Source organism: Bradyrhizobium sp. S3.3.6 (assembly GCF_040546905.1).
GTDB lineage: Bacteria > Pseudomonadota > Alphaproteobacteria > Rhizobiales > Xanthobacteraceae > Bradyrhizobium > Bradyrhizobium cytisi.
In genome coordinates, this window is record NZ_JBEPOT010000001.1 from 455,011 (window position 1) to 468,053 (window position 13,043).

The window sequence follows — 13,043 nt, forward strand, 5'->3', positions numbered from 1 at the left end:
GAGGCACCATGACCGGGAAGCTCGACATCGATCACTTGCGGCAATGGATCGGCCGCAGCGAAGAGGCGACCGACATCGTCACTGCGCAACTCATCAGAGGCCTGCGCGCGACGCTGTTCCAGGAGGTCGGCGAACCCAAAACGGGCGACGCGGCACCCTTCACGGTGCATTGGTGCCTGGCGCAGCCGGTGTTTCCGATGTCGATGTTAGGGCCCGACGGCCACCCCACCCGCGGCGGCTTCCTGCCGCCGGTACCGCTGCCGCGCCGGATGTGGGCCGGCGGCGAGATCGCGTTCTTGCAGCCCTTGCGCGTCGGCGATGAATCGACCCGGACCTCGCGCATTGCCGACGTGCAGGTGAAATCAGGCTCGACCGGCACATTGTGCTTCGTCGCGGTGGAGCACAGCATCTCCTCGCCACGCGGCGTTGCCATCCGCGAGCGGCAGGACATCGTCTATCGCGAGATGACGGGCAGCGCGCCCGCGACCGCAAAGGCCCCGCCGCCGAAGGCACAGCACCGCGAAATCCATGTCTCCGATCCCGTGCTGCTGTTTCGCTATTCGGCGCTGACCTTCAACGGCCACCGCATCCATTACGACCGCGATTACGTCACCAGGGTCGAGGGCTATCCGGGCCTGATCTTCCACGGTCCCTTGCAGGCCGCGCTCATCATCGAGATGGCGGCGAAGTTGCGCAGCGGCAAGCCGCCGAAGACGTTCACCTATCGCGGTCTGCAGCCGCTGTTCGAGGGCAGCGAGTTCTCCATCAACGCCAACGAGACCGCTGATGGCATGGAGCTGTGGATAGCGAATGCGGAAGGGCAGCCGACGATGAAGGCGACGGCGGTGTGGTAAACCACCGCTGCTTCCTCGTCATTGCGAGCGCAACGAAGCAATCCAGAATCTTTCCGCGGAGATAGTCTGGATTGCTTCGTCGCAAGGGCTTCCTCGCAATGACGGGCGGGGCCGGGAGCGTCGATAAACAACAGGGGACGGAAACCATGGCAAAGAACGGCAAGACCGGCAGCAAGTCCGTCACCGTCAAGCAGGCGACGCTCGACCTGCTGCGCTCGTTCGGCATCAGACGCGTCTTCGGCAATCCCGGCTCGACCGAGCTGCCGTTCCTGAGCGACTGGCCCGACGACATCGACTACGTGCTGGCACTGCAGGAGGCCAGCGCGGTCGGCATGGCCGACGGCTATGCGCAGGCGACGCGCAATGCCGGCTTCGTCAATCTGCACTCCGCGGCCGGCGTCGGCAACGCGCTCGGCAATATCTACACCGCGCACCGCAACCAGACGCCGCTCGTGATCACCGCCGGCCAGCAGGCCCGCTCGATCCTGCCGTTGCAGGCGTTTCTTTACGCCGAGCGCGCCTCCGAATTTCCGCGGCCCTATGTGAAGTACAGCGTCGAGCCGGCGCGGCCCGAGGACGTGCCGGCCGCAATCGCGCGGGCCTATTACACGGCGATGCAGCCGCCCTGCGGCCCGACCTTCGTGTCGATCCCGATCGACGATTGGACACACGCGACGGCACCGGTCGAGGCGCGCAAGGTCAGCCGCGAGATCGGGCCCGAGGCAGAGGCGATGAAGACGCTGGTTGCCGCGCTCGGTTCCGCCAAACACCCTGCCCTCGTCGTCGGCCCCGGTGTCGACCGCGCTGGCGCTGTCGATCTGATGGTGCGCGTCGCCGAGAAGGCGAAGGCGAGCGTCTGGGTCAGCCCGTTCTCGGCGCGCTGCTCGTTCCCCGAGCGGCATGCGCAATTCGCGGGCTTTTTGCATGCCTCGCCGGCGCAACTCTCCGACGCGCTGCGCGAGCACGACGTCGTCGTCGTCATTGGCGCGCCCGTCTTCACTTTCCACGTCGAAGGTCATGCCGCGATTTTCGATGGCGGCGCGACGATCTTCCAGATCACCGATGATCCCGATGCGGCCGCGGTGACACCGGTCGGCACCAGCATCATCGCGACCATGAAGCCGGCGCTGAGCGCGTTGCTCGATCTCTTGCCCGAGAGCAAACGCGCCACGCCGAAAGGCCGCACGCTGCCGCCGTCGCCGCAGGCCGCCGATCCGCTGCCGGTCGATTTTCTGCTGCACTCGCTGTCGCAGGCGATGCCGGATGGCGCGTCACTTGTCGAGGAAGTGCCCTCGCACCGGCCGGCGATGCAGAAATTCCTGCCGATGCGCGGCCAGGACAGTTTTTACACCATGGCAAGCGGCGGTCTCGGCTATTCGCTGCCCGCCGCCGTCGGCATGGCGCTCGGCAAGCCGAAGACCCGCACGGTGTGCCTGATCGGCGACGGCTCGGCGATGTATTCGATCCAGGCGCTGTGGACCGCCGCGCAGCGAAAACTGCCGCTCACCATCGTCGTCATCAACAATTCCGGCTACGGCGCGATGCGATCGTTCAGCCAGGTGATGCAGGTGCGTAACGTGCCGGGCCTGGAGCTGCCGGGAATCGATTTCGTCCGGCTCGCCGAAGGCATGGGGTGCCATGCGGTGCGGGTGAGCAAGGCGGCGGAGCTCGGCGAGGCGCTCAAGCGCGGAATGGCGCACGATGGCACCAGCCTCGTGGAGGTGGTCGTGGATTCGGCGGTGCCGGTGCTGTATGGGCAGAAGCATTAGGCGCTACGCCGCCAGAAATCCCCCGTCCGCCGCCAGCACATGGCCAACCACGTAGGACGACGCATCCGACGATAGCCACACCACGGCCTCGGCCACCTCTTCCGGCGTGCCCATGCGCCGCAGCGGCAGGCCGGCGCCCACGGTTGCGACATCGCCGACGCCGGCGCTGAGCATCATGTCGGTGATGACACGTCCTGGCGCGACGGCGTTGATGCGGATGCCACGCGGGGCATTCTCCATCGCCGCCGAGCGCGTCAGCGAGATCGCGGCCGCCTTCGAGGCCGAGTAGAGCGAGAAGCCGGGATTGGGATTGCGCACGCCGCTGACCGAGGCGTTGACCACGATGCTGCCGCCGCCGTTCGCCAGCATCGCCGGCAGCTGGTGGCGCAGGCACAAAAACAGCGCGCGGACATTGGTGTCGAACACGCCGTCGTAGACGTCCATGCCCTGCTGTTCCAGCGGCGCACGGCGCTCCTGGAAGCCCGCATTGTTGAAGGCGACATCGAGACGGCCGCAGCGTTCATCGGCCGTGCGGACCAGGCGTTCGACCTCGTCGTCCCGCGTGATATCGGTCTTGATCGGGATGGCCTCCGCACCGAGCTCGCGGCAGGCGGCTGCGGCGGCCTCGATCTCGACCTCGCGCCGGCCTGCGACAACAACCGCCTTTGCACCCTCGGCCGCCATCCGCAGTGCGGTGGCGCGACCGATGCCGCTGCCGCCGCCCGTGACGAGGCAGACCTTGCCCCTCATCCGCTCACCGGTTGGCAAAGTTCCGCTCATGGCTCACTCCAAAAACGCTTGCCCGCGCCGTTGCGTGCGTATAGTTGTATGATACAACTATATGCCGAGAGTCAAGATGGCTGAACTCGCTCTGATCGACGACATCCGCGCTGCCTCGCGGTTGATGGTGCGCGAGCTCGGCTTCATGGATGTGACGGTGGCGGCCTCGGACTATCCGCCGTCGGCGGTGCACACGATTTTGGAGATCGGCATCCGCGGCCCGCTGACCTCGGGCGAGCTCGGCGATTTCCTGCGGCTGGAGAAATCCAGCGTCAGCCGCCTGGTGCGCAAACTGATCGATTGTGGCGAGCTCAGGGAGACGCCGGATGAGCTTGACGCACGCAGCAAGCTGTTGTCGCTGACCGCGAAGGGCCGGCGCACGCTGGAGGCGCTGCATGCATTCGGCCGGCAGCAGGTGCGCGGCGCGCTGGCGGCGTTGACGGCCGCCGAGCAGCGTACGGTGCGCGAGGGGATGATGCTCTATGCGCGGGCGTTGCGGGAGAGTCGGGTAGAGGATGAGGCGCAGTCGGTGGCGTAGCGGCACTCTCGGTGTCATCGCCCAGGTGGGCGATCCAGTACTCCGAGGCGGTCGTGGATGATGGAGAAGCTGCGGCGTACTGGATTCCCCGCCTGCGCGGGGAATGACAGTGTCGCTGGGGCTGCCGTCTCAATCCACCAGGATCACCCGGATATCGTTCACATTCGTCAATGTCGGGCCGGGCATCAGCAGATCGCCCGTCGCCTCGAAGAACGTCGTCGCGTCGTTGTTGTCGAGATACGCCTGCGGCTGAAGCGCTAGCGCCTTGATCTTCGCGAATGTCGCCGCGTCGATCAGTGCGCCGGCGGGGTCGGTGGGATGGCCGGCGCCGCCATCGGCGCCATCGGTGTCGCCGGCGAGTGCGGAGATGTTGGGCGTGTCCTTGAGCAGCCCAGCGAGCGCCAGAGCATATTCCTGGTTCGGGCCGCCGCGACCATGGCCGCGCACGGTGACCGTGAGTTCGCCGCCGGAGAGGATCGCGACGCGCTTGCCTTGAGCGCGGGCCTGCAGCGCGAGCCTGGCATGATCGGCCGCGACGTCGCGGGCCTCGCCTTCGAGATCGGCGCCGAGATCGATGGTCTCGTAGCCGGCGTCCTTCGCGAGCTTCACCGCGGCATCGAGCGATTGCTTCGGGCGCGCGATCAATTCGAAACGCGCGCGTGCAAAGGCGGCATCATCCGGCTTGGCGCTTTCGTTGGCGGGATCGTCGAGCGCACGGCGCACGGCATCGTCGATGGCGAGCTTGTACTTTGCGACGATCGCGCGCGCATCCGCAAGCGTAGTCGGATCGGGCACGGTCGGGCCCGAGGCGATCGCGGACGGATCGTCATGCGGCACGTCGGAGATCGCGAGCGTCACGATCTCGGCGGCGTTTTGGCCTGCGCGCGCGAGACGCCCGCCCTTGATCCGCGACAAATGCTTGCGCACGGTATTCATCTCGCCGATCGGCGCGCCCGAGCGCAGCAGCGCCTTGTTGACCGCCTGCTTCTGCGCAAAACTGATGCCGTCCACCGGCGCGATCCAATTGGCCGAGCCGCCGCCGGTGAGCAGCACCAGCAGCAGATCGTCAGGCCCGGCTTGGCCCGCGAGCGCGAGCGTGTCGGCGGCGCCCTTGAGGCCAGCCTCATCGGGCACGGGATGGCCGGCCTCCACGACGCGGATGCGGCGCGTCGGCACGCCATAGCCATGGCGCGTGGTGGCGATGCCGACGAGCCGCTCCGGCGCGAGCGCGAGCGTATCGAGATAATGCCGCTCCGCAGCCGCGGCCATCGCGGCGGCGCCCTTGCCGGCGGCGAGGCAGATCACGCGCCCCTTCGGCACAGGGCGCAGATGCGGCGCCAGGATCGTGTTGGGATGGGCGGCGGCAACGGCGGCGGCGTAGAGCGCGCGGAGCAGGGGGCGGCGGTCGGTCATGACGATGGCCTTTGGCAAACTCGTGAGCAGACTAAAGCGAGGGCGAGAGGGCCGCCCATGACCTGCCTACCGCATCAGGCGCCAAAGCGTAAGCCGGCTTTGCCATCATTCGATTGTGCAATCGCGTGATCATAATTGGCGCGCAAACGAAAACCTCCTGCGATAGCTTCGCGGGAGGTTTTCTGTCCGCCGTTTCGGGCTAGCCGCCGACGTCGGCGCTGATCACGTCGCCGAACAACTCAAACTTCTCGCCCTTGAACTTCTCAAGCTGAAGCTGGCTGATCGGCGCGAAATCGGTCGGCGAGGTGTTGATCTTCACGCCGGGCAGCAGCGCCTCGGTGCGGAAGTCCTTCAAGTTCGCCGCCTGCTTCATGATGTTCTCGCGCGTGAGATCGTCACCGCACTGCTTCAGCACCTGAACCAGTGTCTGCGCCACGGCATAGCCGACGATGGTGCCCTTATCGAGCTTGTCGCCGTCGGGGAAGTATTTTCCCATGAACGCCAGGAATTCTTTCATGCCGGCATCATTGGCCCATGCGGGATCCGACACGTCCTTCAGATAATCCGCCGAGATGACATCCTGACCGTTCTCGAAGCCGGCCGGCTTCATCACGCTGCCGACGGAGGCCGAGACGTTGTTGAGGAAGTGCAGCGGCTTCCAGCCGATCTCGGCCACCTTCTTGATCGCTTGCGCGGCAAATTTCGGCGTCGTGATATTCATGAAGACATCGGCGCCGGTCGACTTCATCTTGACGATGTGGTTGTCGATGGTCGGCTCGGAGGTCTCATAGCTCTCCTCCATGACGATCATCGAGGCGGCCTTGGCGCCAAGGCCGTCCTTCAGGCCCTTGAGATAATCCTTGCCGTAGTCGTCGTTCTGGTAAAGCACGGCGATCTTGGCGTCCGGCTTGTTCTTCAAAAGCCACTTCGCATAGATCTGTGTCTCGCTCTGGTAGTTGGGCTGCCAGCCCATCGTCCAGGGGAAGTTCTGCGGGTCGTTCCACTTGGTGGCGCCGGTGGCGACGAACAGCTGCGGCACCTTCTTCGAGTTCATGTATTTGTGGATCGCCGAGTTCGGCGGCGTGCCGAGCGAATTGAAGATGAACAGCACCTCGTCGCTCTCGACCAGCTTGCGCGCCTGCTCCACCGTCTTTGGCGGCGAATAGGCGTCGTCATAGCTGATGTAATTGATCTTGCGGCCGTTGATGCCGCCTTCGTCGTTGATCTTCTTGAAATAGGCGGCTTCGGTCCGCCCGATGATGCCGTAGGCGGAGGCCGGTCCGCTGTAGGGCATGATGTTGCCGATCTTGATCTCGGTATCGGTCGCGCCGGTATCGTATTTCTTCTGGGCCGACGCGATGGAGGTCGTGGCCGCAATGAGCGCGAGCGCCAGTGACGCGGCCGCAAGCTTGCCGGTGACAGCGGGCATTCAAATCTCCCTATTTTCTTGGTGTGTGTGCGCTCCTTTTCTTGCCTTGATTGTTTTTGGCGACGCGGCCGCAATTCAATACGATTTGCCTGATGCCTTCAACAGAAAGCCCCCGCGACAACGTCGCAGGGGCTGCGTCTTTAGTAGTCAGGAAGGACGGCGCCGTCCTGTGCAACTGCGAGAAGGCGAGACCGCCTTGAGTTGCCTGAATGGCATCGCGCTATTCTGAGTTGCTCAGTGACCGGGGTCACTCGAGATGATATCGCCGAACAGTTCCCAGGTCTTGCCCTTGAATCGCATCATCTGGAGCTGCTCGATCGGCGCGAAATTGTCGGGCGCGGTGTTGATCTTGATGCCGGGCAGCAGCGTGTCCGGCTCGAAATCCTTCAAGGACGCCGCCTGCCTCATGATGTTGTCGCGGGTGAGGTTGTCGCCGCACATCTGCAGCACCTTCACCATGGTCTGGGCGGCGGCATAGCCGAACACCACGCCGGCATCGAGCTTGTTCGCCTTCGGATCGAACTGCGCGAGGAAGTTGTAGAACCTCTTCATGCCGTCGTCGGCGTTCCATTGCGGGTCGGAGCCGTCCTTGGTGTAGGTCGCCGACAGGATGCCTTGCGAGATCTCGAAGCCCGCCGGCTCGATCACGCCGCCGACCGAGGCCGAGACGTTGGAGATGATGTGCATCGGGTGCCAGTTGATCTCGGCCGCCTTCTTGATCGCTTGCGCCGCGAATTTCGGCGTAGCGATGCTGATGAAGATGTCGGCGCCGGCAGCCTTCAGCTTCACGACGTGCTCGTCGATCGCAGGCTCCGAGGTGTCGTAGGGCTCCTCCATCACGATCATCGAGGCCTTGGTGCCAAGCCCGTTCTTCAGCCCCTTCAGATAGTCCTTGCCGAAATCGTCGTTCTGGTAGAGCACGCCGATCTTGCCGTCCGGCTTCTCCTTCAGGATGTACTTGGCGTAGATCCTGGCTTCGCTGGCGTAGCTCGGCTGCCAGCCCATCGTCCACGGATATTGCTCGGGATCGTTCCACTTCGAGGCGCCGCTCGCGACGAACAATTGCGGCACCTTCTTCTCGTTCATGTATTTACGGATGGCGCCGTTGGTGGAGGTGCCGAGCGAGCCGAAGATCAGCAGGACGTTGTCGCTCTCGACCAGCTTGCGCGCCTGTTCCACCGTCTTCGGCGGCGAATAAGCATCGTCATACGAGATGAACTTGATCATGCGGCCGTTGACGCCGCCTTCGGCATTGACCTTGTTGAAATAGGCTTCCTCGGCCTTGCCGATCACGGCGTAGGCCGAGGCCGGGCCGCTATAGGGCATGATGTTGCCGATCTTGATCTCGGTATCGGAGGCGCCGCTGTCGTAGGACTTCTGTGCCAGCGCGGGATTGCTCATCGCAGTGCACAACGCGAATGCGGCCGAAAGCGCCGCAACCTGAAATCGAACGACAGCCATTGCTCTCCTACCCCAACTGGATCGGCGTCGCATTGAACAAGATTGATGCACGACGTCAACAAAAAGCCCCCGCGGGAGAGCGCGGGGGCCTTTCAACCTTGGACTACAGCGTCAGCGTGTCACTCCGTGGCGACGTCGCCGCTGATGATCTCGCCGAACAGTTCCCACTTTTCGCCCTTGAAGCGCTGCATCTGCAGCTGCGAAATCGGGGCGAAGTCGGTGGCGCTGGTGTTGATCTTGACGCCGGGCAGCAGGGTGTCCGGTGCAAAATCCTTTAAGGAAGCGGCCTGCTTCATGAGGTTGGCGCGGGTGAGGTCGTCACCGCACATTTCCAGCGCCTTGACGAGGGTCGAGGCTGCGCCATAGCCGTAGACCGTGCCGGTATCGGTCTTGTCGGCGCCCGGCATGTACTTGTCGATGAACTCGTTCCACTTTTTCATGCCGGGGTCGGTGTTCCACTGCGGGTCCGTCGAGTCCTTGGCATAGGCCGCCGACAGCACGTTCTGCGAGGCTTCGAAGCCGGCCGGCTTCATCACGCTGCCGACGGAGATCGACACGTTGGTGAGGATCTGCAGCGGCTTCCAGTTCAGCTCGGCTGTCTTCTTGATGGTCTGGGCCGCAAACTTCGGTGTCGCATAGATCAGCAGCACGTCGGGATTGGCAGCCTTGATCTTGACGATGTGGCCGTCGATCGACGGCTCGGAGACCTCATAGCTCTCTTCCAGGATAATTGCGGACGAAGCCTTGGCGCCAAAACCGTCCTTGGTGCCCTTGAGGTAGTCTTTGCCGAAATCGTCGTTCTGATAGAGGATCGCGACCTTGGCGTCGGGCTTCTCCTTCATCAGCCATTTCGCATAGATCTGCGCTTCGCTCTGGTAGGAGGGCTGCCAGCCGATGGTCCAGGGGAAGCTCTTCGGGTCGTTCCACTTGGTCGCGCCGGTGGCGACGAACAGCTGCGGGATCTTCTTGGCGTTCAGATATTTCTGGATCGCGGAGTTCGAGGGCGTGCCCAGCGGGTTGAACACGGCGAGCACCTCGTCGCTTTCGACCAGCTTGCGGACCTGCTCGACGGCCTTCGGCGGCGAATAGCCGTCGTCATAGGTGACGTAGACGATCTTGCGGCCGTTGATGCCGCCCTTGTCGTTGATCATCTTGAGATAGGCTTCTTCGGTCTTGCCGATGATGCCATAGGCCGAGGCGGGGCCGCTGTACGGCATGATGTTGCCGATCTTGATCTCGGTATCGGACGCGCCGGTGTCGTATTTCTTCTGAGCGAGTGCTGCGCCGGAGGTGAGGGTCGCGACCGCCGTTACGAGCGCGGTGGTCCGCAGTGTTCTTCCGAAAAACAAATCTGGTCTCCTTCCTTAATTGATTGATTTCAGTTCTTTCTGAGCCGTCCGGCGAGTTGCTGGCCCAGGATTGCGACTTGCCTTGCGCCATGCGGCACGAGGTAGATGACGGCGAACAGGAGCACGCCGAACACGGCGCCGGAGAGGCCCTTGGAGATGCCCTCCGCGATGTTCGGCACAAAGATGATGAAGGCCGCGCCGACGATCGAGCCGGGCAGCCAGCCGACGCCGCCGACGACCATGCCGAGGAACAGCTGGATCGCGAGCGTGATGGTGAAGCTGTCGGGCGCGACGAACTGCACCGCGATGGCGCTCAGGCCCCCGGCGACGCCGGTGACGGCCGCGGAGACGCCGAAGGCGAGCGTCTTGTACAGCGCGACGTTGATTCCCATGGCGGACGCTGCGATCTCGTTGTCGCGGATCGCCATGAAGGCGCGGCCCGAGCGGGAGCGCAGCAGGTTGACCGAGAAGATGTAGATCGCGAGCACGACGACGAGCGTGAAATAATACAGCCACATGTCCTGTGACATCGGCAGGCCGAACGGCGCATCGGGCTTGGTGACGACGAGGCCCTGCACGCCGCCGGTCCAGTGCTCGAGGAAGTTCAGCTTGAGCAGCTGTGGCATCGCGGTGGCGAGCGCGAAGGTCGCAAGCGCGAGGTAGACGCCGGAGAGCCGCAGCGCCGGCTGGCCGAACAGGAAGCCCGCGCCGAAGCAGACCACGGCCGCGGCCGGCAGGCAGAGGAAATAGGGGACGTTGAACTGCTCCATCATCACAGCGGTGACGTAGGCACCGATGCCGTAGAACGCGCTCTGGCCGAGCGAGAACTGGCCGGACCCGCCAGTCAGGATGTTCAGCGCCAGCACGGCGAGGCCCAGATACAACAGCTGGGTCAGCTGGAAGATCACGAAGTTCTTCGCAAACAGCGGCACGGCGATGAGAAGCAGCAGCACCAGCAGCGAGGTGCCCGTGCCCAGCGTCATGGCCCGCTTCGGAACCGCTTCGACGGCCGGGGCTTCCGTGACGACGTCTTCTGCAGCGCTCATGATCAAACTCGCTTGACGATGTGCCGGCCGAACAGACCAGCGGGTTTGACGACCAGGACGGAGATGATCAGCGCGAGCGCGATCGGGAGTTTGAGCTCGTTGCCGACGCCGGGGATGTAGGTGCCGGCGAGGTTCTCGAAGATGCCGACGAGGAAGCCGCCGACCACGGCGCCGAATGGACTGGTCAGTCCGCCGAGCACGGCGGCGGCGAAGCCGTAGATCAGCACGCCGCCCATCATGTTGGGCTCGAGGAACACGACCGGCGCGATCAGCATTCCGGCGATGGCGCCGATGGCAGACGCCATGCCCCAGCCGAGCGCGATCATCCAGGAGGTGTTGATGCCGACCAGGCGGGCCGATTCAGGCACCGAGGCGGCCGCCCGCATCGCAAGCCCGATCCGCGTGTACTGGAAGAAGAAATAGAGCGCGATCAGCAGCAGCACGGTGACGCCGATCATGCCGGCCTGGTGGGTCGAGATCAGCTGGCTGCCGAGGAACGGCGAGGAGCCGAACGGGGTCGGATATTGCTTGATGGTGAAGTCCCAGATCAGCCCGGCCGAGGAGTTGATGATCGCATAGAGTGCGATGAAGCCGGCGACATTGGTCAGGATCGGCGCCTTGGCGAGCGGCTTGAACAGGATGCGCTCGATGGCGATGCCGCCGACGAAGGAGAGCACCAGTGCGATGATGAACGCGCCCCAATAGGGCACGCCCCACTGCATCAGCTGCCAGGAGATGAAGGTCGAGAACATCGCCATCTCGCCCTGCGCGAAGTTGAGATGGTCGATCGCCTGGTAGATCATGACCACCGCGAGCGCCATGCAGGCGTAGATGGCGCCCGTGGCAATCCCGGCCAGGACCTGGTTGGTAAACAGTTCCATTGTCCCGGCTCCTCAGTAACCCAGATAGGATTTGCGGATTTCTTCGTTGTTCGCGATGTCCTTGGCGTTGCCGGACATCACGATACGGCCGGTCTCGATCACATAGGCCTGGTCGGCGAGCTCGAGCGCGAGCTGGGCGTTCTGCTCGACCACCAGGATCGACACCTTGTCCTCGCGGTTGATCTTGCCGAGGATGCCGAACAGGTCGCGCACCACCAGCGGCGCAAGGCCAAAGGACGGCTCGTCCAGCAGCATCAGCCGCGGCCGCAGCATCAGCGCGCGCGCGACCGCGAGCATCTGCTGCTCGCCGCCGGAGAGCGTGCCGGCTTGCTGGGTGTGGCGCTGCTTCAGCACCGGGAAATGCGCATACATACGCTCGATGTCGGAGACGATGCCGGCATTGTCCTTGCGGGTGATGGCACCGAGCTGGAGGTTCTCCTCCACCGTCATGGTGGTGAAGGTGCCGCGGCCCTGCGGCACATGGGCGATGCCGAACCGCACGATGCTCTCGGTGGAGCGGTGGTTCAGCGGCTTGCCGTCGAACTCGATGCCGCCGGTCGAGCGCACCATGTTGCAGATCGCGCGCAAGGTCGTGGTCTTGCCGGCGCCGTTGGCGCCGAGCAGCGTCGTCAGCGAACCTTCGTTGAGCGAGAAGGAGAGGCCGTGGAGCGCCTGGACCTGGCCGTAATAGGCGCGCAGGTCCTTGACGTTGAGCAGCGTCGTCATTGGTCCTTGCTCCCGAGATAGGCCGTGATGACGTCGGGGTTCACCTGCACCTGGGCGGGGGTGCCTTCCGCAAGCTTCTTGCCGAAATTCAGCGCGACGACGTGGTCGGCGATCGACATCACGAGACCCATGTGGTGCTCGACCAGCAGCACCGTCATGCCGCGCTCGTCGCGGATGCGGCGGATGAGGTCGCCGAGCACGTGGACCTCCTCGTGGTTGAGGCCGCCGGCGGGCTCGTCGAGCAGCAGGATCTTCGGATCGGCCGCGAGCGCCCGCGCCAGCTCAACGCGCTTCTGCGTGCCGAAGGGCAGGCCGGAGACGGTGGTGTGGGCGACGTCATCGAGGTCGAGATAGGCGAGGATCTCGTGCACCTTCTTGTTGATGCTGCTCTCGCTGCGGCGAATCCAGGCCAGCCGCAGCGAGTCGCTAATGATGTCGGAGGAGGTGCGGGCGTGCGTGCCGACGCGGACGTTGTCCATCACCGAGAGATTGGGAAACAGCGCCACGTTCTGGAAGGTGCGGCCGATGCCGATCTCGGCGATCCGGTGCGGCGGCCGCGTCAAGATGCTCGCGCCGTCCATCAGGATGTCGCCGGACGACGGCTGGTAGAGGCGGGAGAGGCAGTTGAAGAGCGTGGTCTTGCCGGCTCCGTTGGGGCCGATCAATCCGAGGATCTGGCCCTTGTGCATGTCGAACGACACGCCGTTGAGCGCGACGATGCCGCCGAACACGACGCTGACGTCGCGAACAGCGAGCAGGGGCGATATCCCCTGCGCGAGCTGTGCCTGCGTCATGTC

At 64.3% G+C, this 13,043-nt stretch carries 12 protein-coding genes; 3 read left to right on the top strand and 9 right to left on the bottom strand.

The genetic code is table 11. The annotated features are described in order from the left end of the window. Positions 1-8 precede the first annotated feature (8 nt). Together ABID59_RS02140 and mdlC are read left to right on the top strand one after the other, a co-directional pair. Positions 9-854: an HTD2 family dehydratase gene (locus tag ABID59_RS02140; protein WP_354082295.1), complete on the top strand. Its 846-nt coding sequence runs from the start codon at positions 9-11 to the stop codon at positions 852-854. Positions 855-1,000: 146 nt separating this feature from the next. Next, a complete protein-coding gene (mdlC, locus tag ABID59_RS02145) occupies positions 1,001-2,623 on the top strand; it encodes a benzoylformate decarboxylase (RefSeq protein WP_354082296.1) in 1,623 nt (540 codons plus the stop codon). Between the two features lie 3 nt (positions 2,624-2,626). Here mdlC and ABID59_RS02150 read toward each other — a convergent pair whose 3' ends face one another. Then, a complete protein-coding gene (locus ABID59_RS02150; protein ID WP_354082297.1) occupies positions 2,627-3,403 on the bottom strand; it encodes an SDR family NAD(P)-dependent oxidoreductase in 777 nt (258 codons plus the stop codon). Positions 3,404-3,479: 76 nt separating this feature from the next. Between ABID59_RS02150 and ABID59_RS02155 the strand changes: the two genes are divergently transcribed. Continuing rightward, positions 3,480-3,941, top strand: coding sequence for a MarR family winged helix-turn-helix transcriptional regulator (locus ABID59_RS02155; RefSeq protein ID WP_187435388.1), 462 nt, complete (start codon positions 3,480-3,482; stop codon positions 3,939-3,941). Positions 3,942-4,070: 129 nt separating this feature from the next. On the opposite strand, the gene ABID59_RS02160 is transcribed toward ABID59_RS02155, so the two are convergent. The 8 genes from ABID59_RS02160 to ABID59_RS02195 all read right to left on the bottom strand — a co-directional run bounded on the left by ABID59_RS02160 (position 4,071) and on the right by ABID59_RS02195 (position 13,040). After that, positions 4,071-5,354 (bottom strand): glycerate kinase type-2 family protein, encoded by a 1,284-nt coding sequence (locus tag ABID59_RS02160; protein ID WP_354082298.1) that lies wholly within the window; start codon positions 5,352-5,354, stop codon positions 4,071-4,073. Between the two features lie 199 nt (positions 5,355-5,553). After that, a complete protein-coding gene (locus ABID59_RS02165; RefSeq protein ID WP_354035640.1) occupies positions 5,554-6,783 on the bottom strand; it encodes an ABC transporter substrate-binding protein in 1,230 nt (409 codons plus the stop codon). 234 nt (positions 6,784-7,017) lie between these two features. Next, positions 7,018-8,244, bottom strand: coding sequence for an ABC transporter substrate-binding protein (locus ABID59_RS02170; RefSeq protein ID WP_354082299.1), 1,227 nt, complete (start codon positions 8,242-8,244; stop codon positions 7,018-7,020). Between the two features lie 119 nt (positions 8,245-8,363). Next, positions 8,364-9,593: an ABC transporter substrate-binding protein gene (locus ABID59_RS02175; protein WP_354035637.1), complete on the bottom strand. Its 1,230-nt coding sequence runs from the start codon at positions 9,591-9,593 to the stop codon at positions 8,364-8,366. A gap of 29 nt (positions 9,594-9,622) precedes the next feature. Continuing rightward, positions 9,623-10,639, bottom strand: a complete 1,017-nt coding sequence (locus ABID59_RS02180) for a branched-chain amino acid ABC transporter permease (protein WP_148755730.1) — start codon at positions 10,637-10,639, stop codon at positions 9,623-9,625. 2 nt (positions 10,640-10,641) lie between these two features. Then, on the bottom strand, positions 10,642-11,520 hold the full coding sequence (locus ABID59_RS02185) for a branched-chain amino acid ABC transporter permease (protein WP_148755731.1): 879 nt from the start codon (positions 11,518-11,520) through the stop codon (positions 10,642-10,644). Positions 11,521-11,532: 12 nt separating this feature from the next. Next, positions 11,533-12,246 carry an ABC transporter ATP-binding protein gene (locus ABID59_RS02190; protein ID WP_148755732.1) on the bottom strand — a complete coding sequence of 238 codons (714 nt, stop codon included), beginning with the start codon at positions 12,244-12,246 and terminating at the stop codon, positions 11,533-11,535. Next, positions 12,243-13,040, bottom strand: coding sequence for an ABC transporter ATP-binding protein (locus ABID59_RS02195; protein ID WP_354082300.1), 798 nt, complete (start codon positions 13,038-13,040; stop codon positions 12,243-12,245). The genes ABID59_RS02190 and ABID59_RS02195 overlap by 4 nt, the downstream gene beginning before the upstream one ends. Positions 13,041-13,043: the final 3 nt, after the last annotated feature.

What these genes read in the sequence shown, in the direction of transcription:
- ABID59_RS02140 (WP_354082295.1), top strand. Translation starts at nt 9, where the DNA reads ATGACCGGGAAGCTCGACATCGATCACTTGCGGCAATGGATCGGCCGC.
- ABID59_RS02155 (WP_187435388.1), top strand. Translation starts at nt 3,480, where the DNA reads ATGGCTGAACTCGCTCTGATCGACGACATCCGCGCTGCCTCGCGGTTG.
- ABID59_RS02180 (WP_148755730.1), bottom strand. Translation starts at nt 10,639, where the DNA reads ATGAGCGCTGCAGAAGACGTCGTCACGGAAGCCCCGGCCGTCGAAGCG.
- ABID59_RS02185 (WP_148755731.1), bottom strand. Translation starts at nt 11,520, where the DNA reads ATGGAACTGTTTACCAACCAGGTCCTGGCCGGGATTGCCACGGGCGCC.
- ABID59_RS02160 (WP_354082298.1), bottom strand. Translation starts at nt 5,354, where the DNA reads ATGACCGACCGCCGCCCCCTGCTCCGCGCGCTCTACGCCGCCGCCGTT.
- mdlC (WP_354082296.1), top strand. Translation starts at nt 1,001, where the DNA reads ATGGCAAAGAACGGCAAGACCGGCAGCAAGTCCGTCACCGTCAAGCAG.
- ABID59_RS02150 (WP_354082297.1), bottom strand. Translation starts at nt 3,403, where the DNA reads ATGAGCGGAACTTTGCCAACCGGTGAGCGGATGAGGGGCAAGGTCTGC.
- ABID59_RS02195 (WP_354082300.1), bottom strand. Translation starts at nt 13,040, where the DNA reads ATGACGCAGGCACAGCTCGCGCAGGGGATATCGCCCCTGCTCGCTGTT.
- ABID59_RS02170 (WP_354082299.1), bottom strand. Translation starts at nt 8,244, where the DNA reads ATGGCTGTCGTTCGATTTCAGGTTGCGGCGCTTTCGGCCGCATTCGCG.
- ABID59_RS02190 (WP_148755732.1), bottom strand. Translation starts at nt 12,246, where the DNA reads ATGACGACGCTGCTCAACGTCAAGGACCTGCGCGCCTATTACGGCCAG.
- ABID59_RS02165 (WP_354035640.1), bottom strand. Translation starts at nt 6,783, where the DNA reads ATGCCCGCTGTCACCGGCAAGCTTGCGGCCGCGTCACTGGCGCTCGCG.